The organism is Escherichia sp. MOD1-EC6819 (assembly GCF_002965765.1).
In the GTDB taxonomy this organism is placed as follows: Bacteria; Pseudomonadota; Gammaproteobacteria; order Enterobacterales; family Enterobacteriaceae; genus Escherichia; species Escherichia ruysiae.
This window is the reverse complement of sequence record NZ_PTRG01000010.1, coordinates 84,009-109,781: the sequence shown is the minus strand read 5'-3', so window position 1 is coordinate 109,781 and position 25,773 is coordinate 84,009. Positions and strand designations below refer to the sequence as shown.

General features: G+C 52.1%; 25 protein-coding genes. 16 read left to right on the top strand and 9 right to left on the bottom strand.

Annotation, left to right across the window (positions count from 1 at the left end; all coding sequences use genetic code 11):
- Window positions 1-17 precede the first annotated feature (17 nt).
- Window positions 18-533 (bottom strand): outer membrane protein OmpX, encoded by a 516-nt coding sequence (gene ompX / locus A7Z06_RS15755; protein ID WP_024212356.1) that lies wholly within the window; start codon window positions 531-533, stop codon window positions 18-20.
- 52 nt (window positions 534-585) lie between these two features.
- The gene (locus A7Z06_RS21725) at window positions 586-651 is read right to left on the bottom strand and encodes a hypothetical protein (RefSeq protein ID WP_123058184.1); all 66 of its coding nucleotides are present in this window, start codon (window positions 649-651) and stop codon (window positions 586-588) included.
- A 234-nt stretch (window positions 652-885) separates the two neighbouring features.
- Here A7Z06_RS21725 and rhtA point away from each other — a divergent pair, with 234 nt between their 5' ends.
- The 6 genes from rhtA to ybiO all read left to right on the top strand — a co-directional run bounded on the left by rhtA (window position 886) and on the right by ybiO (window position 7,578).
- Entirely contained in the window at window positions 886-1,773 is an 888-nt protein-coding gene (gene rhtA, locus A7Z06_RS15750; RefSeq protein ID WP_010347491.1) for a threonine/homoserine exporter RhtA, read from the top strand.
- A gap of 298 nt (window positions 1,774-2,071) precedes the next feature.
- Entirely contained in the window at window positions 2,072-2,575 is a 504-nt protein-coding gene (gene dps, locus A7Z06_RS15745; RefSeq protein ID WP_000100800.1) for a DNA starvation/stationary phase protection protein Dps, read from the top strand.
- A 402-nt stretch (window positions 2,576-2,977) separates the two neighbouring features.
- Window positions 2,978-3,724 carry a glutamine ABC transporter substrate-binding protein GlnH gene (gene glnH / locus A7Z06_RS15735; RefSeq protein WP_000843874.1) on the top strand — a complete coding sequence of 249 codons (747 nt, stop codon included), beginning with the start codon at window positions 2,978-2,980 and terminating at the stop codon, window positions 3,722-3,724.
- A gap of 133 nt (window positions 3,725-3,857) precedes the next feature.
- On the top strand, window positions 3,858-4,517 hold the full coding sequence (gene glnP, locus A7Z06_RS15730) for a glutamine ABC transporter permease GlnP (RefSeq protein WP_001159053.1): 660 nt from the start codon (window positions 3,858-3,860) through the stop codon (window positions 4,515-4,517).
- On the top strand, window positions 4,514-5,236 hold the full coding sequence (gene glnQ, locus A7Z06_RS15725; protein WP_000569080.1) for a glutamine ABC transporter ATP-binding protein GlnQ: 723 nt from the start codon (window positions 4,514-4,516) through the stop codon (window positions 5,234-5,236). The genes glnP and glnQ overlap by 4 nt, the downstream gene beginning before the upstream one ends.
- A 116-nt stretch (window positions 5,237-5,352) precedes the next feature.
- Window positions 5,353-7,578, top strand: a complete 2,226-nt coding sequence (gene ybiO / locus A7Z06_RS15720) for a mechanosensitive channel protein (RefSeq protein ID WP_001267279.1) — start codon at window positions 5,353-5,355, stop codon at window positions 7,576-7,578.
- Here the strand turns inward: ybiO and rlmF are convergent.
- Window positions 7,575-8,501, bottom strand: a complete 927-nt coding sequence (rlmF, locus tag A7Z06_RS15715) for a 23S rRNA (adenine(1618)-N(6))-methyltransferase RlmF (RefSeq protein WP_010347477.1) — start codon at window positions 8,499-8,501, stop codon at window positions 7,575-7,577. The two genes, ybiO and rlmF, sit on opposite strands and share 4 nt — an antisense overlap.
- A 275-nt stretch (window positions 8,502-8,776) precedes the next feature.
- Here rlmF and mcbA point away from each other — a divergent pair, with 275 nt between their 5' ends.
- From mcbA to ybiJ, 5 genes are all read left to right on the top strand, one after another.
- A complete protein-coding gene (gene mcbA, locus A7Z06_RS15710; RefSeq protein ID WP_010347475.1) occupies window positions 8,777-9,037 on the top strand; it encodes a DUF1471 family periplasmic protein McbA in 261 nt (86 codons plus the stop codon).
- Window positions 9,038-9,302: 265 nt separating this feature from the next.
- Window positions 9,303-11,585 carry a catecholate siderophore receptor Fiu gene (locus tag A7Z06_RS15705; RefSeq protein WP_000430028.1) on the top strand — a complete coding sequence of 761 codons (2,283 nt, stop codon included), beginning with the start codon at window positions 9,303-9,305 and terminating at the stop codon, window positions 11,583-11,585.
- 41 nt (window positions 11,586-11,626) lie between these two features.
- Window positions 11,627-12,304, top strand: coding sequence for a PKHD-type hydroxylase YbiX (ybiX, locus tag A7Z06_RS15700; RefSeq protein ID WP_000990155.1), 678 nt, complete (start codon window positions 11,627-11,629; stop codon window positions 12,302-12,304).
- A gap of 73 nt (window positions 12,305-12,377) precedes the next feature.
- Window positions 12,378-12,644, top strand: coding sequence for a C4-type zinc finger protein YbiI (gene ybiI, locus A7Z06_RS15695; protein ID WP_000146362.1), 267 nt, complete (start codon window positions 12,378-12,380; stop codon window positions 12,642-12,644).
- A 264-nt stretch (window positions 12,645-12,908) separates the two neighbouring features.
- A complete protein-coding gene (gene ybiJ, locus A7Z06_RS15690) occupies window positions 12,909-13,169 on the top strand; it encodes a DUF1471 family protein YbiJ (RefSeq protein ID WP_000849295.1) in 261 nt (86 codons plus the stop codon).
- A 102-nt stretch (window positions 13,170-13,271) separates the two neighbouring features.
- On the opposite strand, the gene ybiE is transcribed toward ybiJ, so the two are convergent.
- From ybiE to rhlE, 5 genes are all read right to left on the bottom strand, one after another.
- On the bottom strand, window positions 13,272-13,331 hold the full coding sequence (gene ybiE / locus A7Z06_RS22075) for a protein YbiE (protein ID WP_211180490.1): 60 nt from the start codon (window positions 13,329-13,331) through the stop codon (window positions 13,272-13,274).
- Window positions 13,332-13,396: 65 nt separating this feature from the next.
- Entirely contained in the window at window positions 13,397-14,482 is a 1,086-nt protein-coding gene (locus tag A7Z06_RS15685; protein WP_000443549.1) for a malate/lactate/ureidoglycolate dehydrogenase, read from the bottom strand.
- Between the two features lie 140 nt (window positions 14,483-14,622).
- Entirely contained in the window at window positions 14,623-15,585 is a 963-nt protein-coding gene (gene ybiB, locus A7Z06_RS15680; RefSeq protein WP_000386505.1) for a DNA-binding protein YbiB, read from the bottom strand.
- A 27-nt stretch (window positions 15,586-15,612) separates the two neighbouring features.
- Window positions 15,613-17,763 (bottom strand): ATP-dependent DNA helicase DinG, encoded by a 2,151-nt coding sequence (gene dinG, locus A7Z06_RS15675; protein ID WP_001218651.1) that lies wholly within the window; start codon window positions 17,761-17,763, stop codon window positions 15,613-15,615.
- Between the two features lie 389 nt (window positions 17,764-18,152).
- A complete protein-coding gene (gene rhlE / locus A7Z06_RS15665; RefSeq protein ID WP_000007076.1) occupies window positions 18,153-19,517 on the bottom strand; it encodes an ATP-dependent RNA helicase RhlE in 1,365 nt (454 codons plus the stop codon).
- 228 nt (window positions 19,518-19,745) lie between these two features.
- On the opposite strand from rhlE, the gene cecR reads away from it, so the two are divergent.
- Genes cecR through A7Z06_RS15640 form a run of 5 tightly spaced genes read left to right on the top strand, consistent with a single transcriptional unit; the run spans window position 19,746 to window position 25,387 of the window.
- Window positions 19,746-20,417 (top strand): DNA-binding transcriptional regulator CecR, encoded by a 672-nt coding sequence (gene cecR / locus A7Z06_RS15660; RefSeq protein WP_010347468.1) that lies wholly within the window; start codon window positions 19,746-19,748, stop codon window positions 20,415-20,417.
- A 2-nt stretch (window positions 20,418-20,419) separates the two neighbouring features.
- Window positions 20,420-21,415 (top strand): secretion protein HlyD, encoded by a 996-nt coding sequence (hlyD, locus tag A7Z06_RS15655; protein ID WP_024165208.1) that lies wholly within the window; start codon window positions 20,420-20,422, stop codon window positions 21,413-21,415.
- Window positions 21,408-23,144, top strand: coding sequence for an ATP-binding cassette domain-containing protein (locus tag A7Z06_RS15650; protein WP_105279488.1), 1,737 nt, complete (start codon window positions 21,408-21,410; stop codon window positions 23,142-23,144). The genes hlyD and A7Z06_RS15650 overlap by 8 nt, the downstream gene beginning before the upstream one ends.
- Entirely contained in the window at window positions 23,137-24,270 is a 1,134-nt protein-coding gene (locus tag A7Z06_RS15645; RefSeq protein WP_000070112.1) for an ABC transporter permease, read from the top strand. Before A7Z06_RS15650 ends, A7Z06_RS15645 begins: the two co-directional genes overlap by 8 nt.
- Window positions 24,271-24,280: 10 nt before the next feature.
- Entirely contained in the window at window positions 24,281-25,387 is a 1,107-nt protein-coding gene (locus A7Z06_RS15640; protein WP_000469031.1) for an ABC transporter permease, read from the top strand.
- On the opposite strand, the gene A7Z06_RS15635 is transcribed toward A7Z06_RS15640, so the two are convergent.
- Window positions 25,349-25,759 (bottom strand): YbhQ family protein, encoded by a 411-nt coding sequence (locus A7Z06_RS15635; protein ID WP_000871987.1) that lies wholly within the window; start codon window positions 25,757-25,759, stop codon window positions 25,349-25,351. The genes A7Z06_RS15640 and A7Z06_RS15635 overlap by 39 nt on opposite strands.
- Between the last annotated feature and the right edge of the window lie 14 nt (window positions 25,760-25,773).

Genomic DNA, 25,773 nt, shown 5'->3' with positions numbered 1-25,773 from the left:
TTATATCACCGAAGTGATTAGAAGCGGTAACCAACACCGGCAATCCAGGTGCCTACGTCAACGTTACGAATACGGCTCTGCTCGTAAGAGAAGTCCAGAGCAACGTTTTCGATTGGGTTGAACTGCAGACCCGCACCGTAGGAGAAGCCGTAGTCGCTGGTGTCATGTTTGTAGGTCGGGTATTCAGTGGTCTGGAATTTACCATAGCCCACACCCACTACACCGTAGATGCTTGCCCAGTCGTTAATGCGGTAAGCCGGACCAGCAGTGATGCCGTAGTACTGGGTTTTGTTGTAGTCACCAGAGCTTGCAGTACGGCTTTTCTCGGTGTAAGTGAAAGAACCGATCACACCCAGCGGGCTGTTGTCTTCTTCATAGCGGTATTTCAGGTTGAAACCGCCCATTTTGTTCATTTTGCCCTGAGCGTCGCTCTGTGCATAACCACCAGTTACGGTAGAAGTCGCAGCTACAGAAGTACCTGCGGTGAAAGCCAGAACTGCGGCCAGTGCTGAAAGACATGCAATTTTTTTCATAACCACCTCAAATGTGATTCAAATAAGTCCTAAGTTTTAAATATATCAAAAATTAATGGGAAACTCTTGGCGATTTGTGATGTCTAACGGGCCATTTCGTGTAACAGAACGTTTCCATTCACCGCTATCCATCTAAATTTAAATCATTTTTTCAGTGAACTGCGTAAGTATTACGCATATATTCACACTCTCTCATCCAGATTATTCTTAATCAGCAAACTGATGAATCCATCAATCCTGGCGCATTTTAGCCAAAACGGGGAAAAAATTTTTCAACAAATGCTCAACCACCCACTGGTACATCCAGTACACTCCACGCTTTACCTTGCTATACAACTTTATGGGAGAAAGGATGCCAGGGTCATTACGTAAAATGCCGGTCTGGTTACCAATAGTCATATTGCTCGTTGCCATGGCGTCTATTCAGGGTGGGGCTTCATTAGCAAAATCACTTTTTCCACTGGTTGGCGCGCCTGGAGTGACTGCGCTGCGCCTTGCACTGGGAACACTGATTCTTATCGCTTTCTTTAAACCGTGGCGGCTGCGTTTTGCCAGAGAACAACGGTTGCCGCTGTTGTTTTACGGTGTATCTCTGGGTGGGATGAACTATCTCTTTTATCTCTCTATTCAGACTGTACCTCTGGGAATTGCAGTTGCGCTGGAGTTCACCGGGCCACTGGCGGTGGCGCTGTTCTCCTATCGTCGCCCGGTAGATTTCGTTTGGGTTTTGCTGGCAGTGCTCGGTCTGTGGTTCCTGCTGCCGCTGGGGCAAGATGTTTCCCATGTCGATTTAACCGGCTGTGCGCTGGCGCTCGGTGCCGGTGCTTGTTGGGCTATCTACATATTAAGTGGGCAACGTGCTGGTGCTGAACACGGCCCTGCGACGGTGGCGATCGGTTCGCTGATTGCGGCATTAATTTTCGTGCCAATCGGTGCGTTACAGGCTGGAGAGGCTCTCTGGCATTGGTCGGTTGTTCCATTAGGTTTAGCTGTCGCAATTCTCTCGACCGCTCTGCCCTACTCGCTGGAGATGATTGCCCTCACCCGTTTGCCGACGCGGACATTTGGTACGCTGATGAGCATGGAACCAGCACTGGCCGCCATTTCCGGGATGATTTTCCTCGGTGAGATGCTGACGCCAATACAGATTCTGGCGCTCGGCGCAATCATCGCTGCTTCAATGGGTTCCACGCTGACAGCACGCAAAGAGAGCAAAATAGAAGAAATAGATATTAATTAAATTTACAATTCTGCATGGTTATGCATAACCATGCAGAATATTTCGCTAAATTTCACCTGCCACATCCTTATATATCTGACTATACAAAAGCATATTTATTCCGAAAATTCCTGGTGAATATATAAATAAGAATTATTCTTACTATAATATATAACCAACTGTATTTTATGCAGTTTTATTTTTTACGTTTGTTACCACTATTAGTGTGATAGGAACAGCCAGAATAGCGGAACACATAGCCGGTGCTATACTTAGTCTCGTTAATTACTGGGACATAACATCAAGAGGATATGAAATTATGAGTACCGCTAAATTAGTTAAATCAAAAGCGACCAATCTGCTTTATACCCGCAACGATGTCTCTGACAGCGAGAAAAAAGCGACAGTAGAGTTGCTGAATCGTCAGGTTATCCAGTTTATTGATCTTTCGTTGATTACCAAACAGGCACACTGGAATATGCGCGGCGCTAACTTCATTGCCGTACATGAAATGCTGGATGGCTTCCGTACCGCTCTGATCGATCATCTGGATACCATGGCTGAACGCGCGGTACAACTGGGCGGCGTTGCCCTTGGCACCACTCAAGTTATCAATAGCAAAACACCACTGAAAAGCTACCCGCTGGACATCCACAACGTTCAGGATCACCTGAAAGAGCTGGCGGATCGTTATGCAATTGTCGCCAATGATGTACGTAAAGCCATTGGTGAAGCAAAAGATGATGATACTGCAGATATCCTGACCGCCGCCTCCCGCGACCTGGATAAATTCCTGTGGTTTATCGAATCTAACATCGAATAACACCACCGCTGATGGTTCAAAACGTTAACAAACAATAAAAGCGGCTTCCTGAAAGGGGGCCGTTTTTTTGATGCCCTGTCTCTACGCACTTTTTTAGTGCATCCCATTGCCCTTCCAGCCTGATAAAGTAAACTTTTTGTATCAACATCATCACACAATCGTTACATAAAGATTGTTTTTTCATCAGGATTTACGCTAAATAATCATTGTGTTGACTGCACTATTTTAGCGCACCACTTTGGCGCCCCATAATGGTGCAATCTAACGGTGTTGCCTCATAAATCGTGCAATGCATTTTTATCGCCTCTCGAAAAATCAACGAGTTGCAAAACTGGCACGATTTTTTCATATAGGTAAATGTTACGCAGGGGATCGTCCCGTGGATAGAAAAAAGGAAATGCTATGAAGTCTGTATTAAAAGTTTCACTGGCAGCACTGACCCTGGCTTTTGCGGTTTCTTCCCATGCCGCAGATAAAAAATTAGTTGTCGCGACAGATACCGCTTTCGTTCCGTTTGAATTTAAACAGGGCGACAAATACGTGGGCTTTGATGTCGATCTGTGGGCGGCAATCGCCAAAGAACTGAAGCTGGATTACGAGCTGAAACCGATGGATTTCAGCGGTATCATTCCGGCGCTGCAAACCAAAAACGTCGATCTGGCGCTGGCGGGCATCACTATCACCGACGAGCGTAAAAAAGCGATCGATTTCTCTGACGGCTACTACAAAAGCGGTCTGTTAGTGATGGTGAAAGCGAACAACAACGATGTGAAAAGCGTGAAAGATCTCGACGGTAAAGTGGTTGCAGTGAAGAGCGGCACTGGCTCCGTTGATTACGCGAAGACGAACATCAAAACCAAAGATCTGCGACAGTTCCCGAACATCGATAACGCCTATATGGAACTGGGTACTAACCGCGCAGACGCCGTCCTGCACGATACACCAAACATTCTTTACTTCATCAAAACCGCTGGTAACGGCCAGTTTAAAGCGGTGGGCGACTCTCTGGAAGCACAGCAATACGGTATTGCTTTCCCGAAAGGTAGCGACGAGCTGCGTGACAAAGTTAACGGCGCGTTGAAAACTCTGCGCGAAAACGGAACTTACAACGAAATCTACAAAAAGTGGTTCGGTACTGAACCGAAATAATAACACCACGCCTGTAAAGCGCACGGACAGTCCCCTCTCCCCTCTGGGGAGAGGGGAGAGGGGCACAGGCCTGCTCCAACACCATTAATTACCCTGAATTTGATTATTTACACCACGGTAACAGGAACAACATATGCAGTTTGACTGGAGTGCCATCTGGCCTGCCATTCCGCTTCTGATTGAAGGCGCCAAAATGACCCTGTGGATTTCGATCCTCGGTCTGGCTGGCGGCCTGGTGATCGGACTGGCGGCAGGTTTTGCACGCACCTTTGGCGGTTGGATAGCCAACCACGTCGCGCTAGTCTTTATTGAAGTGATTCGCGGCACACCTATCGTCGTCCAAGTGATGTTTATCTACTTCGCCCTGCCGATGGCGTTTAACGACTTACGCATCGACCCGTTTACTGCGGCGGTGGTCACCATCATGATCAACTCCGGCGCGTACATTGCGGAAATCACGCGTGGTGCTGTGCTGTCTATTCACAAAGGTTTTCGTGAAGCAGGACTGGCGCTCGGTCTTTCACGTTGGGAAACCATTCGCTACGTCATTTTACCGCTGGCACTGCGCCGTATGCTGCCGCCGCTGGGCAACCAGTGGATCATCAGCATTAAAGACACCTCGCTGTTTATTGTTATCGGCGTGGCGGAACTGACTCGTCAGGGGCAAGAAATTATTGCCGGCAACTTCCGCGCCCTTGAGATCTGGAGCGCCGTGGCGGTGTTCTATCTGATTATTACCCTGGTGCTGAGCTTTATTCTGCGTCGTCTGGAAAGAAGGATGAAAATCCTGTGATTGAATTTAAAAACGTCTCCAAGCATTTTGGGCCAACCCAGGTGCTGCACAATATCGATTTGAACATTGCCCAGGGTGAAGTGGTGGTGATTATCGGGCCTTCTGGTTCCGGTAAATCAACCCTGCTGCGCTGCATCAACAAACTGGAAGAAATTACCTCTGGCGATCTGATTGTCGATGGTCTGAAGGTTAACGATCCGAAAGTTGACGAACGACTGATTCGCCAGGAAGCGGGTATGGTGTTCCAGCAGTTTTACCTCTTCCCGCATCTGACGGCGCTGGAAAACGTGATGTTTGGCCCTCTACGCGTGCGTGGCGCAAACAAAGAAGAGGCGGAAAAACTGGCTCGTGAGTTACTGGCGAAGGTCGGTCTGGCAGAACGCGCGCATCACTACCCTTCCGAACTTTCTGGTGGTCAGCAGCAGCGCGTAGCGATTGCCCGTGCGCTGGCGGTGAAGCCGAAAATGATGCTGTTCGATGAACCGACTTCCGCTCTCGATCCTGAACTGCGCCATGAAGTGCTGAAGGTTATGCAGGATCTGGCTGAAGAAGGGATGACGATGGTGATCGTGACCCACGAAATCGGTTTTGCTGAGAAAGTGGCTTCACGTCTAATCTTTATTGATAAAGGCCGGATTGCGGAAGATGGCGATCCGCAGGTGTTGATCAAGAACCCACCGAGCCAGCGTTTGCAGGAATTTTTACAGCACGTCTCTTAACTTCTCAGCCTCCCTTTCCCCCGAAAGGGAGGCACACCAGATTCCTCTCATTTCAAATCGCCCCTCCCCCAGCATCTATACTTATCTTTTTGCTTTGTTTTCTCACTGGAGGAGTCATGCGGTGGATCCTGTTCATCCTCATCTGCCTGCTGGGCGCACCTGCCCACGCGGTGTCCATACCCGGCGTAACAACCACAGCAACAACAGATTCAACCTCTGAACCGGTTTCAGAACCGGATATCGAACAAAAAAAAGCGGCCTATGGCGCACTGGCGGACGTGCTGGATAATGACACCTCGCGCAAAGAGTTGATCGACCAGCTACGCACCGTTGCCGCCACGCCCCCCACAGACCCCGTACCGAAAATCGTACCGCCGACGCTGGTTGAAGAGCAAACCGTGCTGCAAAAGGTGACTGAAATCAGCCGCCATTATGGCGAAGCACTCTCCGCGCGCTTCGGGCAACTTTACCGTAATATCACTGGCTCCCCGCATAAACCCTTTAACCCGCAAACCTTCAACAACGCGCTGACCCATTTTTCAATGCTAGCGGTGCTGGTGTTTGGCTTTTACTGGCTGATTCGCCTGTGCGCGCTGCCGTTATATCGCAAAATGGGTCAGTGGGCGCGGCAAAAAAACCGTGAGCGCAGCAACTGGTTACAGCTTCCGGCGATGATTATCGGGGCGTTTATTATCGATTTGCTGTTGCTGGCACTGACGTTATTTGTCGGCCAGGTATTAAGCGACAACCTGAACGCCGGTAGTAAAACCATTGCTTTTCAACAAAGCCTGTTTCTCAATGCTTTCGCTCTGATTGAGTTTTTCAAAGCTGTTTTACGCCTGATTTTCTGCCCGAACGTGGCAGAGCTGCGCCCGTTCAATATTCAGGATGAAAGCGCCCGCTACTGGTGCCGCCGCCTTAGCTGGTTAAGCAGTCTGATTGGTTATGGACTGATTGTGGCAGTGCCAATTATCTCTAATCAGGTGAATGTGCAAATCGGGGCGCTCGCCAACGTGATAATCATGCTGTGCATGACCGTCTGGGCGCTCTATCTGATCTTTCGTAATAAAAAAGAGATCACCCAGCATCTGCTCAACTTTGCGGAGCACTCGCTGGCATTCTTCAGCCTGTTTATTCGCGCTTTTGCGCTGGTGTGGCACTGGCTGGCAAGCGCCTATTTTATTGTGCTGTTTTTCTTTTCGTTGTTCGATCCGGGCAACAGCCTGAAATTTATGATGGGTGCAACGGTGCGCAGCCTGGCGATTATTGGTATCGCAGCGTTTGTTTCCGGTATGTTTTCCCGCTGGCTGGCGAAGACCATCACCCTCTCGCCACATACTCAGCGTAACTATCCGGAGCTGCAAAAACGGCTGAACGGCTGGCTATCAGCGGCGCTGAAAACGGCGCGTATTCTGACGGTATGCGTGGCAGTGATGCTGCTACTTAGCGCCTGGGGGCTGTTCGATTTCTGGAACTGGCTGCAAAACGGCGCGGGGCAGAAAACCGTGGATATCCTGATCCGTATCGCGCTCATCCTTTTCTTCTCGGCGGTTGGCTGGACAGTGCTCGCCAGTTTGATCGAAAACCGGCTGGCTTCGGATATTCATGGCCGCCCGCTGCCCAGCGCCCGCACGCGCACCCTGCTGACGCTGTTCCGTAATGCGCTGGCGGTAATCATCAGTACCATCACCATCATGATTGTGTTGTCGGAAATCGGCGTCAATATCGCGCCACTGCTGGCAGGTGCCGGGGCATTAGGCCTGGCTATCTCGTTTGGTTCGCAAACGCTGGTAAAAGATATTATTACCGGCGTGTTCATTCAGTTTGAAAACGGCATGAACACTGGAGATTTGGTTACCATCGGGCCGTTGACCGGCACGGTGGAACGGATGTCGATTCGCTCCGTGGGCGTGCGTCAGGATACCGGGGCATATCACATTATTCCGTGGTCTTCGATAACCACCTTTGCTAACTTCGTCCGTGGCATTGGTTCGGTGGTCGCCAATTATGATGTCGATCGTCATGAAGATGCCGATAAAGCCAATCAGGCACTGAAAGATGCGGTAGCGGAATTGATGGAAAATGAAGAAATTCGCGGGCTGATTATTGGTGAACCGAACTTTGCCGGCATTGTCGGCTTAAGCAATACCGCGTTTACGTTGCGTGTTTCGTTCACCACACTGCCACTCAAACAGTGGACGGTACGCTTTGCCCTCGACAGCCAGGTGAAAAAACATTTCGACCTGGCGGGTGTTCGCGCGCCGGTGCAGACTTATCAGGTGCTGCCTGCTCCGGGCGCGACCCCGGCTGAACCGCTGCCGCCGGGGGAGCCAACGCTTTAACGCTGGCGATAGACAAAACGGCGGCGCTGCTCGTCGTTCATAAAGGTCCAGGCAATAAAGCGACTCTGCTTTTGCCCCTGGGCCATCTCTTTTTTAACCACCTTCACCGCGCCCACGTCCGTCAGGGCACGATACAACGGCGGTAAGTTTTCACCACGAGATACCAGTGAGGTAAACCACATCACCTGCTTCGCGAAGCCTTTGCTCTCTTCAATCATCTTTTTGATAAAGGCGACTTCACCGCCTTCACACCACAACTCCTGTTGCTGGCCGCCAAAGTTCAGTGCATCGTCTTTGCTCAGCCCCAGGTTACGGCGTTTACGCTCACTACCTGCCCGCGCCGCAGCGGCGGAATCGTGGAATGGCGGGTTACACAAGGTCGCGTCGTATTGCTCGTTTTTGTGGATGATGCCGTTAAAAATCGCCCCACTCTCTTTTTGCCGACGCAGACGAATGGCGCGGTTAAGCCCCGGATTAGCACTAATGATCGCCTGCGCACTGCTTAACGCCTGGCTGTTAGTTTCTGTACCGGTAAAACGCCAGCCATATTCATGCACACCAATCAGCGGATAAATACAATTCGCACCAACACCGATATCCAGAATACTGGCATTGGCTGGAATTGTTCCGCTTGCCTCAGCCAGTAAATCGGCAAGATGATGAATATAATCTGCCCGCCCCGGCACTGGTGGGCAGAGAAAACCGTCAGGGATATCCCAGCTCGCCACAGCATAAAAATGTGCCAACAGCGCCTTGTTGAGCGCCTTCACTGCCAGCGGATTGGCGAAGTCAACGCTTTGCTCACCGGCAGGGGTAAGCGTAAGGAATTGCGCCAGTTCAGGATTCACCTGACAAAGCGTGGCGAGATCGTAGCGACTGTGATGACGATTGCGCGGGTGTAACCCCGGTTTCTGGGCGGACATAGCATTCTCCTTTAAGCAGCGGCGTAAGATACCCGCATAACGCAGCAGGGTAAATATCTGGCTGCGTTTAACATGCTTCAAAACCTTAACCCGACTTCATTTTTTATCAATTCATCATAAAAATCAGTGTTCTTCATGTCATTGATTTGTCTGGTTTTGTAAAATTATTTTGTTCAAAAAATAAGCACATCTCTGTCAATTTTTTGCGTCATTTCCATCGCACAGGAGACCTACACTTATCATGCACTACTCGTTGTATTTATGAGGATGTCATTATGAAAAAGTGCCTCGCACTACTGATTGCCACCGTCCTGAGCGGAATCACCTTCACGGCTTATGCCGCGCAACCACTGAGTAACCAGGACAGCGGTCAACTACGACCCGCCGGAACCGTTTCGGCGACCGGCGCATCTAACCTAAGCGATCTGGAGGATAAACTGGCAGAAAAAGCGCGCGAACAAGGCGCGAAAGGTTATGTCATTAATTCCGCAGGCGGAAATGACCAGATGTTCGGTACTGCAACCATCTACAAATAACCCCACCAACGCAACTGCATTCACCTCTGGATGCAGTTTTCGCCCAATTTGTAATCAAAAAACATCAAATATGAACACAATGTAAATAAATGTATTTCTTTTTCGTGCAATGGGTGATAGAAAATCGCGCCAAGTGATAATGCTTATCAAAATTATTATCACTTGCACGAACACTTTTACGGGATTAACAGTGGCATCGCATCCGCAGAGATGCTTTCTCGTGAAAGTGAAAACTTCAACATATAAGAAAAAGTCACCTGCAAAAATGGAAAACAATCGCAATTTCCCTGCCAGACAATTTCATTCGCTCACGTTCTTTGCCGGTCTTTGTATTGGCATCACGCCTGTGGCTCAGGCACTCGCCGCCGAAGGGCAAACTAACGCGGATGACACGCTGGTTGTCGAAGCATCAACGCCTTCGCTTTATGCGCCACAACAATCTGCCGATCCGAAATTCTCGCGTCCGGTAGCGGATACTACCCGCACGATGACGGTGATTTCTGAACAAGTGATTAAAGATCAGGGCGCAACCAACCTTACCGACGCGCTCAAAAACGTTCCCGGCGTGGGTGCGTTTTTTGCTGGTGAGAACGGTAACTCCACCACTGGCGACGCTATTTATATGCGCGGCGCCGATACCTCTAACAGCATTTATATTGATGGCATTCGCGATATTGGCAGCGTCTCGCGCGACACCTTCAATACCGAACAGGTCGAAGTGATTAAAGGGCCGTCCGGCACCGACTACGGGCGCAGCGCGCCGACTGGCTCAATCAATATGATCAGCAAACAGCCGCGCAATGATTCAGGTATTGACGCCTCCGCCAGTATTGGTAGCGCCTGGTTCCGTCGCGGCACTCTGGACGTTAATCAGGTCATTGGCGATACTACAGCGGTACGTCTGAATATGATGGGCGAAAAAACGCACGATGCCGGGCGCGATAAAGTCAAAAATGAGCGTTACGGCGTCGCCCCTTCCGTGGCATTTGGTCTTGGTACATCGAATCGTTTGTATCTCAACTATTTACACGTTACCCAACACAATACGCCAGACGGCGGCATTCCGACCATTGGTTTACCGGGCTATTCCGCACCTTCTGCGGGTACGGCGGCGCTGAATCATTCCGGAAAAGTTGATACACATAACTTTTATGGTACGGATTCCGATTACGACGATTCGACCACCGATACTGCCACCATGCGTTTTGAGCACGACATCAGCGATAACACCACGATTCGCAATACCACACGTTGGTCGCGCGTGAAGCAGGATTATCTGATGACGGCGATTATGGGAGGGGCGTCAAATATTACCCAGCCCACCAGCGATGTGGATAGCTGGACATGGTCACGCACGGCGAATACCAAAGATGTAAGCAATAAAATCCTCACCAACCAGACTAACCTGACATCGGCATTTTATACCGGTTCAATTGGTCATGACGTCAGTACCGGCGTGGAATTTACCCGCGAAACGCAGACCAACTACGGCGTTAATCCGGTGACGTTACCGGCGGTGAATATTTATCATCCTGACAGTAGCATTCATCCTGGCGGCCTGACGCGCAATGGCGCAAACGCTAATGGTCAGACGGATACCTTCGCGATTTATGCCTTCGATACGCTGCAAATCACCCGTGATTTTGAGCTAAATGGCGGAGTTCGGCTGGACAATTATCATACTGAATATGACAGTGCCACCGCCTGCGGCGGCAGCGGACGCGGTGCCATCACCTGCCCTGATGGCGTAGCGAAAGGTTCTCCGGTCACCACCGTCGACACCGCCAAGTCGGGCAATCTGGTGAACTGGAAAGCCGGGGCGCTGTATCACCTGACGGAAAACGGCAATGTCTATATTAACTATGCCGTTTCCCAGCAGCCGCCGGGCGGCAGTAATTTCGCCCTTGCGCAGTCTGGTAGCGGTAACAGTGCCAACCGCACCGATTTTAAACCGCAAAAAGCTAACACCAGCGAGATTGGCACCAAATGGCAGGTTCTGGATAAACGCCTGTTGCTCACCGCCGCGCTGTTCCGTACTGATATCGAAAATGAAGTTGAGCAAAATGATGACGGGACTTATTCGCAATACGGTAAGAAACGCGTCGAAGGCTATGAGATATCCGTGGCCGGGAATATCACTCCCGCGTGGCAGGTGATTGGCGGCTATACCCAGCAAAAAGCAACCATCAAAAACGGCAAAGAAGTTGCCCAGGATGGTTCCTCATCGCTGCCGTATACCCCGGAGCACGCCTTTACCCTATGGAGCCAGTATCAGGCAACCGATGATATCTCCGTTGGTGCGGGCGCACGGTATATCGGCAGTATGCATAAAGGTTCAGACGGCGCGGTGGGAACGCCAGCATTTACCGAAAGTTATTGGGTCGCCGACGCCAAACTGGGGTATCGGGTTAATCGCAATCTCGACTTCCAGCTAAACGTCTACAACTTGTTTGATACCGATTACGTCGCCTCAATCAATAAGAGCGGCTACCGTTATCACCCGGGCGAGCCAAGAACCTTCCTGCTCACCGCCAATATGCATTTCTGATTCAGATGTGGGGTGAAAGCCCCACTTTTTGGAGAACTTATATGATGTACCACATTCCCGGCGTGTTATCGCCACAGGACGTCGCCCGCTTTCGTGCACAACTGGAACAAGCCGAATGGATTGATGGACGCGTCACCACCGGCGCACAAGGCGCGCAGGTCAAGAATAATCAACAGGTAGATACCCGCAGCGCGTTATATGCCGCATTACAAAATGAAGTGCTGAACGCGGTTAAACAACATGCTTTGTTCTTTGCCGCTGCCTTGCCGCGTACCATTTCCACACCGCTGTTTAATCGCTATCGGAACAATGAAACCTATGGTTTTCATGTGGATGGCGCAGTACGCAGTCATCCACAAAACGGCTGGATGCGCACCGATCTTTCCGCCACGCTGTTTTTGAGCGATCCACAAAGTTACGAAGGCGGCGAACTGGTCGTCAATGACACCTTCGGGCAACATCGGGTAAAACTCCCGGCTGGCGATCTGGTGTTGTATCCCTCCAGCAGCCTGCACTGTGTGACCCCCGTAACGCACGGCGTAAGGGTGGCATCATTTATGTGGATACAATCAATGATCCGCGATGATAAAAAGCGCGCCATGCTGTTCGAACTGGACAACAATATTCAGTCACTCAAAAGCCGCTACGGCGAAGGAGAAGAGATCCTGTCGCTACTCAATCTTTATCATAATCTGCTGCGGGAATGGTCGGAGATCTGACGCTTGAACTGCCCAGGTTCATCCCTGGATTAGCTACACTTAACAGTACAAGCATTGATATGAGGAGGACGATATGGCATCCGGTTGGGCTAACGATGACGCCGTCAACGAACAGATCAACAGTACAATTGAAGATGCGATTGCCCGCGCCAGGGGTGAAATTCCGCGTGGCGAAAGCCTGTATGAATGTGAAGAGTGCGGTGCCCCCATCCCGCAGGCTCGTCGGGAAGCCATTCCTGGCGTGCGCTTATGCATTCATTGTCAGCAGGAGAAAGATTTACAAAAACCATCTTATACAGGATATAATCGCAGAGGTTCGAAAGACAGCCAGTTACGTTAACTACAACTGGCGGGATGTTTAGCGTGTATAATTTGTATTTTGCGTGGCATTCCGTGCCTTTAACGCAGCCGTAACTGCCACATGTTACAAAATTGGTTCATACATACGATAAATGAATGGATTATCAGCATGTTAGATATCAATCAATTTATTTGAACAAGGCGGTCAATTCTCTTCGATTTTATCTCTCGTAAAAAAACGTGATACTCATCACATCGACGAAACAACGTCACTTATACAAAAATCACCTGCGAGAGATTAATTATGAAAACTATCAATACTATTGTTGCTGCTATGGCGCTTTCCACTCTGTCTTTTGGCGTATTCGCGGCGGAGCCGGTCACGGCATCCCAGGCACAGAACATGAATAAAATCGGCGTGGTTTCTGCCGATGGCGCATCCACCCTCGATGCCCTGGAAGCAAAACTGGCTGAGAAAGCGGCAGCAGCCGGTGCTAGTGGATACAGCATTACTTCCGCCACCAACAACAATAAATTAAGCGGTACTGCGGTAATTTATAAGTAATTCGTAGGACGGATAAGGCGTTTACGCCGCATCCGGCAACAGATGCCTGATGCGACGCTACCGCGTCTTATCAGGCCTACAAAATCCGAACCGTTGGACGGATCAGGCGTTTACGCTACGTCCAGCACAAGTATTTCCCTGTCTATTTGCCGACAGACGCATGTACTCCAACCCTCATTGATCCTATGTTACCCTTGTTTGCCCGTCCGTCACTGGACGGGCTTTTTTTAGCTGACTGATTGCTGGCAGAAAGTCTGCAACGTCTCTTCTGATATACCAATCTGCCGCGCTGCGTCGCAAATTGCCTGCCAGCTTCCGGCATCCAACGGGATCCCCATCTCCTGCCGTTCGCGACGCGTGTTCACTTCCCACTCACCCGGCAGCAAAATCGGTTTATCGTCATCATGCGGCGAGGCTTTCACCCATTCGGCAAAGGCTTCGGACTGCGTTGCACAATCTGGCGCACCGAACAGCTCCGGGTTAATGATAATGGTCGTCATGCAGTTAAAACCGGCATCGGGGCTGTGCTGCAATGTTTCCTGATAAGTAGTTTTGCCGCCAGAAAGTGCACCACCGAGAATTTCGCACATCACTGCCAGGGCATAACCTTTATGTTCAGCAAAGGCCAGCAACGCTCCTAACGGTGACTCCAGCATGACTGCCGGATCGGTCGTTGGCACGCCATTAACGTCGATCAGGCAACCAGGTGGTACGGGCACGCCTTTATGCCAGGCCACACGCGCTTTACCAAACGCAATGGTGCTGGTGGCGTAATCAAGCAACAGCGGGAAATTATCTTTTCGGGGAAAGACCACGCAGAACGGATTTGTGCCAAAGCGACTGTCACGACCACGGAACGGCGCGACAGCCTTACTCCCTACCACACTGACAAAGTGGATAGAGACAAAACCCGCCGCCGCGCACTGTTCCGCCCAATAACCAATGCGCCCGATATGATGTGAGTTACGCAGCGCCACGGCAGCAATGCCGTGGTGACGTGCTTTTTCAATCCCCAGAGCCATGGCCTCATATGCAGCGACCTGACCACATGCACGATCGCCATCAAGCGTGACCACAGCCCCCGCATCTTTGACAATTTTGGCGTGATGGTTGATCTGCAAATAGCCCTGCTGCCAGGAACGCACATAATTCGGGATCATGCCAATACCATGTGAATCATGTCCTGCCAGATTTGCTGCGATTAAATGATCTGCTACTAATTTTGCTTCCTGTTCCTCGCTACCCATCTGACGAAACACAGTCAGGACAAAGTTGTGCAGCGTCCGGGCATCAAAGCGATGACCACTTTCCATGGTTAACTCCTGTTTATGTTATATGCCTGTTGTTTTTTTATGCTGCGCGCCGCACACGGGAAGGTCAATAAAGATGCTGCACTTTCATGGTGCAGTGGAGTAAAGACCGGATGACAGTCATCATCCGGCTGAGGAAGAAATTAAAAGGATTGTTTAATGCGCGCCAGACCATCGCTAATGGTTGCCACTTCGCCCGCCGCCGCCAGACAGCAAGCCATCTGGATGTTCAGTGACTCAGGAATTGGTTCGTTGCCTGCCAGGCAACGCTCAATCCACTTCGCCGTGGTTTCCGGGTCTTTTGCTTGTGGCAGTAGCTCGTTGCCAGCAGTGTCCTGTTTTTCATACAGCACCCGCATCCCTTCGCGGTCAATAAGATTTATTTGCGGGCAGCGTTGCGGATTAGCATAGACTTCGCCTTCGGTGCCGTGCATTAACAGCGCCCGTCCGCCAATATCGCTAAAGAATTTCGCGACTCGCCCGATGTATTCCGGATGCGAGACGCTGGAAAGACGCAGTGCCTCACCTTCGGCAAACGGTGTCGCCAGTTTCGCCAGGGTATGCGCACTGTTACGCACGCCCATCCGCCAGCGCATTGCCAGTTGTTTTTCCAGCGGCGGGCAAAACGCGCCTACGGGCATAAATACCGGCTGGTGCTCGTCAAGCTTCGCCTGTGCTTGTCCGGCATGTAGCGTTGGCGCAATCCCCATCAGTTGAAAAATGGTTTCGGTCAGCACGCGAGTCGGATCTTCACTCACGCCGTGAACCACCACCGGAAAACCGAGTTTATGCAGCAGAATCGCCAGCAACGGTGTCAGGTTGGCCTGTTTACGCGCACCGTTGTAACTGGGGATGACAATCGGCATCGGCTTGCCGGCGGGGGGCGTTAGCTTGATGGTGTGATTTTGCATGGCTTCGTAAAAGCCGAGCATCTCTGCTTCCCCTTCCCCTTTGATACGCAGTGCAATCAATACACCACCCAACTCAAGGTCAGGCACTTCGCCATTGAGCATATGGGCATACAGACCGCGCGCCGTATCCTGATCCAGATCGCGCGCGTGGTTTTTTCCGCGCCCGATCTCTTTGATGATTTTGCGATAGTCCATTTACGACTCCTTACCTGACTCACATCATTAACGCCGCCGACGGCGTGGGGATTTCGCTTTTTCTTTCTTTTTAACTATACCTTCAGGGACTTCCGGTTGCTCTATCGGAAATACCGGTAATGCGTCCAGTAGTCGCTTGCCATAATTTTTGGTCAACAAGCGTTTGTCGTAGATAACCACCTCGCCCCAGCAACTGTGGCTTCGAATAAGACGCCCAACCTGCTGAATCAGATTAAACGAAGCACTCGGCAGGCTTTGCACCTCAAACGGGTAGCGGTTAAGACTTTTTAGCCATTCGCCTTCGGTAATCACCACTGGACTATCGATAGGCGGAAAGGCGATTTTATGGATATGCACCTGGCTGAGCAGATCGCCTTTCAAATCAAGCCCTTCGGCAAATGACTGTAAACCTACCAGTACACTGCGTTCACCGTTAGCGACGCGTTTGCGATGCAATTCAACTAAGCGGTAGCGCGGCTGATCTCCCTGCACTAACAGCATCAGACGTAAATCCATCACATAGTCGAGAAACCGCTGCATCGCCCGTCCGCTGGCAAACAGCACCAACATGCCGAGATGCTTTTTGCTCTCCACCTGCTCACGGAAAAAGGCGGCCATTTCGGCAATATGCTGCTCTTCGCTGTCGATAGAAGGCTCAACGCGCATCCGGGGAATAACAATTTTGCCCTGCTCACAGTGGTTGAACGGTGAATCCAGCGCCACGAAGCGATCGCCCGCTTTTTCTTTCAGCCCGCTCATCTCCTGCAAACGCGAAAAACTGTTCAACGAACGCAAGGTCGCGGAAGTGACAATAATGTGCGGAATGCTGCGCCACAGCAGCCTTTCCAGCTGATCGCTGACGCGGATCCCCACGCAGTGAAACCAGAGATGTAGCTGCCCGTCACGCTCTTCCCGCGTCGCCCATTTGGTCACTGGCGCACCGGAAGATTGCGCCAGCGAGGCCAGCCGCCAGAGTTTGCTTTGCGCCTCAAACATTCCCAGCGCGCGGTTCATCTGCAAAATAAGCCGATGCAGGCGCACAATGTCATGGCTGCCGGTTTTCTCGCTTAAATCGTTGAGGAATAGTTCTGCCAGACCACGCAACATCTCTGTCAGTTTCGCCAGCCGCTGGCAGATCTCCAGCACTTCATCAGGCAGTTCGCCCATCGCAAACCGGTGCTCAGCCTCCTGCCCGGCAGGCATATAGAGATTGAGAATGTTGTTTAAAGAGGCGATAAGCTCATACAACTCTTCACAATGCGCATTCAAACGTTCAGGGATTGCCAGCGGCGGGATCGTCTTCGGGCGAAACTGCTCCATGCAGGTGGCGACCAGTTTCGTGAACAAGTCAAGTTGCAGCCGATACCAGGGCGCGGTGATTTCGGCGCTCATCTCCAGCGCATCCCGTGCTACATCCGGCAGGTGATGCCCTTCATCCAGCACCAGCAGCAAGTTTTTCGGGTCTGGCAATACCGCTTCGCTTTCCATCGCCGCCATCACCAGCGCATGGTTTGCCACCACCACTTCCGCTTCCTGAATCTCCCGACGAGCCACAAAAAACGGGCATTCGCGGTAGTAGTAACAGTTGCGGTTCAGGCAACTGGCTTTGTCGGTACTCAAACGGCGCCAGAGATCGTCATCAATAGCGATATCCGTATGATCGCGCAGGCCATCCCATTTATAAGTGTCGAGATCGCCCTTCAGCTTTGCACAGCGTTTTTGCTCTTCCTGATTATTAGGCGTCAGTTCGTCGTCAAGAAAAGCGAGCAGATCCTGTTGCGTGGGTTCAGTACTGGCGAGCGCCGTCAGGTTACGCGGGCAAACGTAGCGCCCACGCCCGAAAGCGGCGGTAAATTTGAGATCGGGAATGATCTTTTTCAGCAAAGGTAAATCTTTGCTGTAGATCTGATCCTGCAACGCCACGTTGGCGGTACTGACCACCAGCGTTTTTTGCTCTTCGCGGGCAATGGCGATGCCAGGAATCAAATAGGAGAGCGTTTTCCCAACGCCGGTGGGGGCTTCAATCGCCAGATGCCGCCCTTCTTCTCCGGCCAGCGTTTTGGCGACGTCCGCAATCATCTGCCGCTGCGGCGCACGGGGAATAAAGTCGGGGATCTGTTCCTGAAGCGCCTTATACCAGGCGGCAATTTGCGCTTTAAGCGCGGCGGTTAATGCCATGAGAAAACCTGAAATACTGTATAAACAGCCAATATTGTGGCATTTTTCGGTTTTCAGGGGTAATGGTTTTTCTGTTTCTGGAAAGCGGCTCGCAATAACGTTTTCCGGATGCGGGGATTTCCCGCATCGGGAGAAACATCATTGTCAGCAATCTTATGCCGGGCATAGCCCGGCATAAGATTGCTGACAAACTGGCTTAATAGCCAAAAACAGGTACGGTTTTCCCCCTCAGCCTTTTAGGGAGAGGGTCGGGGTGAGGGTAAATAATCACGCCAGTGCGGGTTTGTTCCCCTCACCCTAACCCTCTCCCCGAAGGGGAGAGGGGACTGTCCAGGCACTTTTGGGACTTTGTCATCAGTCTGCTGCCGGGCATAGCCCGGCATAAAAGATTACTGCGCAGCGGCAGGTTTACGCGGACGGCGGCGACGTTGTTGTTCGCCTGCCGGTTTGGCATCGCCGAGACGACGAGATGGTTTTTCTGCGGGTTTCGCGTTACCAGACTTCGCTCCACCTTCAGCGCGGCGTGGTTGCTGTTGACCGCGACCACCACCTTGCCCACGACCGCCGCCACTGCGTTGCTGGCGACCATTCTGGATCGGTTCGGCTTTGATTGACGGGTCCGGCTCATAGCCCGGAATTGCAATGCGCGGGATCTCTTTTTTCAGCAGTTTTTCGATATCGCGCAACAGTTTGTGCTCATCAACACACACCAGCGATAACGCTTCGCCGGTGGCGGCGGCACGACCGGTACGCCCGATACGGTGGACATAATCTTCCGGTACGTTTGGCAGCTCATAGTTGACGACGTGCGGCAACTCTTCGATATCCAGGCCACGCGCGGCGATGTCAGTTGCCACCAGTACACGAATATCACCAGATTTAAAATCGGCCAATGCACGGGTACGCGCACCTTGCGATTTATTACCGTGGATCGCCGCACTGCGAATACCATCTTTATTTAATTGTTCAGCCAGATGATTAGCGCCATGTTTGGTACGGGTAAACACCAGCACCTGCTGCCAGTTACCTTTACCAATCATGTGTGACAGCAATTCCCGTTTGCGTTTCTTATCAACAAAGTGAACGTGCTGGGTTACCTGCTCAGAGGCGGTATTGCGGCGTGCAACTTCGATTTCCAGCGGGTTATGCAGCAGTTTTTCTGCCAGAGCTTTAATCTCGTCAGAGAAAGTCGCGGAGAACAGCAGGTTCTGGCGCTTCGCGGGCAGTTTTGTTAACACACGACGAATATCGTGGATAAAGCCCATATCGAGCATACGGTCAGCTTCATCAAGGACGAGGATCTCTATCTGATCCAGTTTCACCGCGTTCTGGTGTTCCAGATCCAGCAAACGCCCCGGCGTTGCCACCAGCACATCAACACCGCCACGCAGCTTCATCATCTGCGGGTTAATGCTGACGCCACCAAACACCACCAGCGAACGAATGTTCAGGTATTTGCTGTAATCACGGACGTTTTCACCAATCTGCGCCGCCAGTTCACGGGTCGGGGTAAGAATGAGCGCGCGCACCGGACGACGCCCTTTGGCGTGCGGCTCGCGGGAAATCAGGTGTTGCAACAGCGGTAACGTAAAGCCCGCTGTTTTGCCGGTGCCGGTCTGGGCACTGGCCATCAGGTCGCGGCCTTCCAGCACCGCAGGGATCGCCTGCTGCTGAATAGGGGTGGGTTCACGGTAACCTTGCTCGGCAACGGCGCGCAGGATATCAGGGCTTAAACCCAAAGAATCGAAAGACATAACTACTCCGAACCGCCCCGACCGTTACCGGTGTAGTTTTCAGGGAGATACTGAAAAGGAAAATGACAAAAACCACAATGTCATGAGGGAGCGGAGTGTAGCAGTTTTTGTGACGCAGCGCATAAATTATCCCTGTGACTGACGTTGCTCAAATTCTTAGCCATACTGGACAACGCGAAAAATGAGTCATAATCTTAATCAATCATTTGATTAAGAATGGGCTGTGCTATGAATAGTCCTGCCATGACAACCAAAGGTGAACAGGCGAAAAAGCAGCTGATTGCTGCTGCACTGGCGCAGTTTGGTGAGTATGGAATGAACGCCACCACCCGCGATATCGCCGCCCTGGCCGGGCAGAATATCGCTGCTATTACCTATTACTTCGGTTCGAAAGAAGATTTATATCTCGCCTGCGCCCAGTGGATTGCCGATTTTATTGGCGAGCAGTTCCGTCCGCACGCCGAAGAAGCCGAACGCTTGTTCGCACAACCACAGCCTGATCGCGCAGCTATCCGTGAACTGATCCTTCGCGCCTGCAGGAACATGATTAAGCTGCTCACCCAGGATGACACCGTCAACCTCAGTAAGTTTATCTCCCGTGAGCAGCTCTCTCCTACGGCGGCCTACCATCTGGTGCACGAACAGGTGATTAGCCCGTTACACAGCCATCTTACGCGTCTGATCGCCGCCTGGACCGGTTGTGATGCCAACGATACCCGTATGATCCTCCATACCCATGCATTACTTGGCGAGATTCTGGCGTTTCGTCTTGGTAAAGAAACGATTCTGTTACGCACCGGCTGGAGCGCGTTCGATGGAGAAAAGACCGAACTGATCAACCAGACGGTAACCTGTCATATCGACCTGATTTTGCAAGGATTATCGCAAAGGAGTTTGTAGTGATGAAAAAACCTGTCGTGATTGGACTGGTGGTTGTGGTACTTGCCGCCGTGGTTGCCGGAGGCTACTGGTGGTATCAAAGCCGCCAGGATAACGGCCTGACGCTGTATGGCAATGTGGATATTCGCACCGTGAATCTAAGCTTCCGTGTCGGTGGTCGTGTTGAGTCGCTGGCGGTGGACGAAGGTGATGCGATCAAAGCGGGCCAGGTTCTGGGCGAACTGGATCATAAGCCGTATGAGATTGCCCTGATGCAGGCGAAAGCAGGCGTTTCGGTGGCACAGGCGCAGTACGACCTGATGCTTGCCGGGTATCGCGATGAAGAAATCGCTCAGGCCGCCGCAGCGGTGAAACAAGCGCAAGCCGCGTATGACTATGCGCAGAACTTCTATAACCGTCAGCAAGGGTTGTGGAAAAGCCGCACCATTTCGGCAAATGACCTGGAAAATGCCCGCTCCTCGCGCGACCAGGCGCAGGCAACGCTGAAATCAGCTCAGGATAAATTACGTCAGTACCGTTCCGGTAACCGTGAACAGGATATCGCCCAGGCAAAAGCCAGCCTCGAACAGGCACAGGCGCAACTGGCGCAGGCGGAGCTGAATTTGCAGGATTCGACGCTGGTCGCACCGTCTGATGGCACGCTGTTAACGCGCGCGGTGGAGCCAGGCACGGTTCTCAATGAAGGTGGCACGGTGTTTACCGTTTCACTAACTCGTCCGGTGTGGGTGCGTGCCTATGTTGACGAACGTAATCTTGACCAGGCCCAGCCGGGGCGAAAAGTGCTGCTTTATACCGATGGTCGCCCGGACAAGCCGTATCACGGGCAGATTGGTTTCGTTTCGCCGACTGCTGAATTTACCCCGAAAACCGTCGAAACGCCGGATCTGCGTACCGACCTCGTCTATCGCCTGCGTATTGTGGTGACCGACGCCGATGATGCGTTACGCCAGGGAATGCCAGTGACGGTGCAATTCGGTGACGAGGCAGGACATGAATGATGCCGTTATCACGCTGAACGGCCTGGAAAAACGCTTTCCGGGCATGGATAAGCCCGCCGTCGCGCCACTCGACTGCACCATTCACGCTGGTTATGTGACGGGGTTGGTAGGGCCGGACGGCGCGGGCAAAACCACGCTGATGCGGATGCTGGCCGGGTTGCTGAAACCTGACAGCGGCAGGGCCACAGTTATCGGTTTTGATCCGATCAAAAACGACGCTGCGCTGCACGCGGTGCTCGGCTATATGCCGCAGAAATTCGGTCTGTATGAAGATCTCACGGTGATGGAAAACCTCAATTTGTACGCGGATTTACGCAGCGTCACCGGTGAAGCACGTAAACAGACTTTTGCTCGCCTGCTGGAGTTTACGTCTCTTGGCCCGTTTACCGGGCGCCTGGCGGGTAAGCTCTCCGGCGGGATGAAACAAAAACTCGGCCTGGCCTGTACCCTGGTGGGCGAACCGAAAGTGTTGCTGCTCGATGAACCCGGCGTCGGCGTTGACCCTATCTCACGGCGCGAACTGTGGCAGATGGTGCATGAGCTGGCGGGCGAAGGGATGTTAATCCTCTGGAGCACCTCGTATCTCGACGAAGCCGAGCAGTGCCGTGACGTGTTACTGATGAACGAAGGCGAGTTGCTGTATCAGGGAGAACCAAAAGCCCTGACACAAACCATGGCCGGACGCAGTTTTCTGATGACCAGTCCACACGAAGGCAACCGCAAACTGTTGCAACGAGCATTGAAACTGCCACAGGTCAGCGACGGCATGATTCAGGGGAAATCGGTACGTCTGATCCTCAAAAAAGAGGCCACACCAGACGATATTCGTCGCGCCGACGGGATGCCAGAAATCAACATCAACGAAACCACACCACGTTTTGAAGATGCGTTTATTGATTTGCTCGGCGGTGCCGGAACCTCGGAATCGCCGCTGGGCGCAATATTACATACGGTAGAAGGCACACCGGACGAAACGGTGATCGAGGCGAAAGAACTGACCAAAAAATTTGGTGATTTTGCCGCCACCGATCACGTCAACTTTGCCGTTAAACGTGGGGAGATTTTTGGTTTGCTGGGGCCAAACGGCGCGGGTAAATCGACCACCTTTAAGATGATGTGCGGTTTGCTGGTGCCGACCTCTGGTCAGGCGCTGGTGCTGGGCATGGATCTGAAAGAGAGTTCCGGTAAAGCACGCCAGCATCTCGGCTATATGGCGCAAAAGTTTTCGCTCTATGGCAATCTGACAGTCGAACAGAATTTACGTTTTTTCTCCGGCGTGTATGGCTTACGCGGTCGGGCGCAGAACGAAAAAATCTCCCGTATGAGCGAGGCATTTGGCCTGAAAAGTATCGCCTCACATGCCACCGATGAACTGCCGTTGGGTTTTAAACAGCGGCTGGCGCTGGCCTGCTCGCTAATGCACGAACCGGACATTCTGTTTCTTGATGAACCGACCTCCGGCGTCGATCCCCTCACCCGCCGCGAGTTCTGGCTGCATATCAACAGCATGGTAGAGAAAGGCGTCACGGTGATGGTCACCACCCACTTTATGGATGAAGCGGAATATTGCGACCGCATCGGGCTGGTGTATCGCGGGAAGCTGATTGCCAGCGGTACGCCGGATGATTTGAAAGCACAGTCGGCTAACGATGAGCAACCCGATCCCACTATGGAGCAAGCCTTTATTCAATTGATCCACGACTGGGATAAGGAGCATGGCAATGAGTAACCCGATCCTTTCCTGGCGTCGCGTGCGGGCGCTGTGCGTCAAAGAGACGCGGCAGATCATTCGCGATCCAAGTAGCTGGCTGATTGCGGTGGTGATCCCGCTGTTGCTGCTGTTTATTTTTGGTTACGGCATTAACCTCGACTCCAGCAAGCTGCGCGTCGGGATTTTGCTGGAGCAGCGTAGCGAAGCGGCGCTGGATTTCACCCACACTATGACCGGCTCGCCCTATATTGACGCCACCATCAGCGATAACCGTCAGGAACTGATCGCCAAAATGCAGGCGGGGAAAATTCGTGGTCTGGTGGTGATTCCCGTGGATTTCGCCGAACAGATGGAGCGCGCCAACGCGACCGCGCCGATTCAGGTGATCACTGACGGCAGCGAACCGAATACCGCCAACTTTGTGCAGGGTTATGTCGAAGGGATCTGGCAGATCTGGCAAATGCAGCGGGCAGAGGACAACGGGCAGACCTTTGAACCGCTTATCGACGTCCAGACACGCTACTGGTTTAACCCGGCGGCGATAAGCCAGCACTTTATTATCCCCGGTGCGGTAACCATTATCATGACGGTCATCGGCGCGATCCTCACCTCGCTGGTGGTGGCGCGGGAGTGGGAGCGCGGCACTATGGAGGCTTTGCTCTCTACGGAGATTACCCGCACGGAACTGCTGCTGTGTAAGCTGATCCCCTATTATTTCCTCGGTATGCTGGCGATGCTGCTCTGTATGCTGGTGTCGGTGTTTATTCTCGGCGTGCCCTATCGCGGTTCGCTGCTGATCCTGTTTTTTATCACCAGCCTGTTTTTACTCAGTACGCTGGGGATGGGGCTGCTGATTTCTACGATTACCCGCAACCAGTTCAACGCCGCTCAGGTGGCACTGAACGCCGCTTTCCTGCCGTCGATTATGCTTTCCGGCTTTATATTTCAGATAGACAGTATGCCAGCGGTGATCCGCGCGGTGACGTACATTATTCCCGCACGTTATTTCGTCAGCACCCTGCAAAGCCTGTTCCTCGCCGGGAATATTCCGGTGGTACTGGTGGTGAACGTGCTGTTTTTGATCGCTTCGGCGGTGATGTTTATCGGCCTGACGTGGCTGAAAACCAAACGTCGGCTGGATTAGGGAGAAGAGCATGTTTCATCGCTTATGGACGTTAATCCGCAAAGAGTTGCAGTCGTTGCTGCGCGAACCGCAGACGCGAGCGATTCTGATTTTACCCGTGCTTATTCAGGTGATCCTGTTCCCGTTTGCCGCCACGCTGGAAGTGACTAATGCCACCATCGCCATCTACGATGAAGATAACGGCGAGCATTCGGTAGAACTTACTCAACGTTTTGCCCGCGCCAGCGCCTTTACCCATGTGCTGCTACTGAAAAGCCCACAGGAGATCCGCCCAACCATCGACACACAAAAGGCGCTACTGCTGGTGCGTTTCCCGGCTGACTTCTCGCGCAAACTGGATACCTTCCAGACCGCGCCGTTGCAGTTGATCCTCGACGGGCGTAACTCCAACAGTGCGCAAATTGCCGCCAACTACCTGCAACAGATCGTCAAAAATTATCAGCAGGAGCTGCTGGAAGGAAAACCGAAACCCAACAACAGCGAGCTGGTGGTACGCAACTGGTATAACCCAAATCTCGACTACAAATGGTTTGTGGTGCCATCACTGATCGCCATGATCACCACTATCGGCGTGATGATCGTCACTTCACTTTCTGTCGCCCGCGAACGCGAACAGGGAACGCTCGATCAGCTACTGGTTTCGCCCCTCACCACCTGGCAGATATTCATCGGCAAAGCCGTACCGGCATTAATTGTCGCCACCTTCCAGGCCACTATTGTGCTGGCGATTGGTATCTGGGCGTATCAAATCCCCTTCGCCGGATCGCTGGCGCTGTTCTACTTTACGATGGTGATTTACGGTTTATCGCTGGTGGGATTCGGTCTGTTGATTTCATCACTTTGTTCAACGCAACAGCAGGCGTTTATCGGCGTGTTCGTCTTTATGATGCCCGCCATTCTGCTTTCCGGTTACGTTTCGCCGGTGGAGAACATGCCAGTATGGCTGCAAAACCTGACGTGGATTAACCCTATCCGCCACTTTACGGACATTACCAAGCAGATTTATTTGAAGGATGCGAGTCTGGATATTGTGTGGAACAGTTTGTGGCCGCTACTGGTGATAACGGCCACGACAGGGTCAGCGGCGTACGCGATGTTTAGACGCAAGGTGATGTAACTTTTTATCTTTCGCCAGTAACGACACCACCGCCGGGCCGGCAAGGATCGCCAGCCCAGCAATTGCCAGCAAATAGTTGTTTTCCAGTACGCGGGACAACAGCCACAGCACAATCAGCGCCGCGCCAAAATACCAGGTGGTGGTCAGCTCTTCCAGTACGTCTGCCACCTCGCGCCAGCGTTGTTCGGGGTGGCGCTGAAACACCAGCATCATCACTACCGTTACGCAATACAGCACGCACAATCCCACGCCGACGTGAACCAGGGTTTTACTCATCCAGCCCACCACCAGCAGCGCCACTACCAGTAAATGCAACATAATCTGCCAGCAACTTAGGCCAGTTGCGACACGAACACGTTGTTGCCACTTCATGGCTTCTCTCCTGA

Coding starts and splice junctions, on each gene's coding strand:
- ompX (WP_024212356.1), bottom strand. CDS start 533: ATGAAAAAAATTGCATGTCTTTCAGCACTGGCCGCAGTTCTGGCTTTC.
- hlyD (WP_024165208.1), top strand. CDS start 20,420: ATGAAAAAACCTGTCGTGATTGGACTGGTGGTTGTGGTACTTGCCGCC.
- glnP (WP_001159053.1), top strand. CDS start 3,858: ATGCAGTTTGACTGGAGTGCCATCTGGCCTGCCATTCCGCTTCTGATT.
- A7Z06_RS15635 (WP_000871987.1), bottom strand. CDS start 25,759: ATGAAGTGGCAACAACGTGTTCGTGTCGCAACTGGCCTAAGTTGCTGG.
- dinG (WP_001218651.1), bottom strand. CDS start 17,763: ATGGCATTAACCGCCGCGCTTAAAGCGCAAATTGCCGCCTGGTATAAG.
- ybiX (WP_000990155.1), top strand. CDS start 11,627: ATGATGTACCACATTCCCGGCGTGTTATCGCCACAGGACGTCGCCCGC.
- dps (WP_000100800.1), top strand. CDS start 2,072: ATGAGTACCGCTAAATTAGTTAAATCAAAAGCGACCAATCTGCTTTAT.
- A7Z06_RS15685 (WP_000443549.1), bottom strand. CDS start 14,482: ATGGAAAGTGGTCATCGCTTTGATGCCCGGACGCTGCACAACTTTGTC.
- A7Z06_RS15705 (WP_000430028.1), top strand. CDS start 9,303: ATGGAAAACAATCGCAATTTCCCTGCCAGACAATTTCATTCGCTCACG.
- A7Z06_RS15650 (WP_105279488.1), top strand. CDS start 21,408: ATGAATGATGCCGTTATCACGCTGAACGGCCTGGAAAAACGCTTTCCG.
- A7Z06_RS15645 (WP_000070112.1), top strand. CDS start 23,137: ATGAGTAACCCGATCCTTTCCTGGCGTCGCGTGCGGGCGCTGTGCGTC.
- rhlE (WP_000007076.1), bottom strand. CDS start 19,517: ATGTCTTTCGATTCTTTGGGTTTAAGCCCTGATATCCTGCGCGCCGTT.
- A7Z06_RS15640 (WP_000469031.1), top strand. CDS start 24,281: ATGTTTCATCGCTTATGGACGTTAATCCGCAAAGAGTTGCAGTCGTTG.
- ybiI (WP_000146362.1), top strand. CDS start 12,378: ATGGCATCCGGTTGGGCTAACGATGACGCCGTCAACGAACAGATCAAC.
- ybiO (WP_001267279.1), top strand. CDS start 5,353: ATGCGGTGGATCCTGTTCATCCTCATCTGCCTGCTGGGCGCACCTGCC.
- cecR (WP_010347468.1), top strand. CDS start 19,746: ATGAATAGTCCTGCCATGACAACCAAAGGTGAACAGGCGAAAAAGCAG.
- rlmF (WP_010347477.1), bottom strand. CDS start 8,501: ATGTCCGCCCAGAAACCGGGGTTACACCCGCGCAATCGTCATCACAGT.
- ybiJ (WP_000849295.1), top strand. CDS start 12,909: ATGAAAACTATCAATACTATTGTTGCTGCTATGGCGCTTTCCACTCTG.
- glnH (WP_000843874.1), top strand. CDS start 2,978: ATGAAGTCTGTATTAAAAGTTTCACTGGCAGCACTGACCCTGGCTTTT.
- rhtA (WP_010347491.1), top strand. CDS start 886: ATGCCAGGGTCATTACGTAAAATGCCGGTCTGGTTACCAATAGTCATA.
- ybiB (WP_000386505.1), bottom strand. CDS start 15,585: ATGGACTATCGCAAAATCATCAAAGAGATCGGGCGCGGAAAAAACCAC.
- mcbA (WP_010347475.1), top strand. CDS start 8,777: ATGAAAAAGTGCCTCGCACTACTGATTGCCACCGTCCTGAGCGGAATC.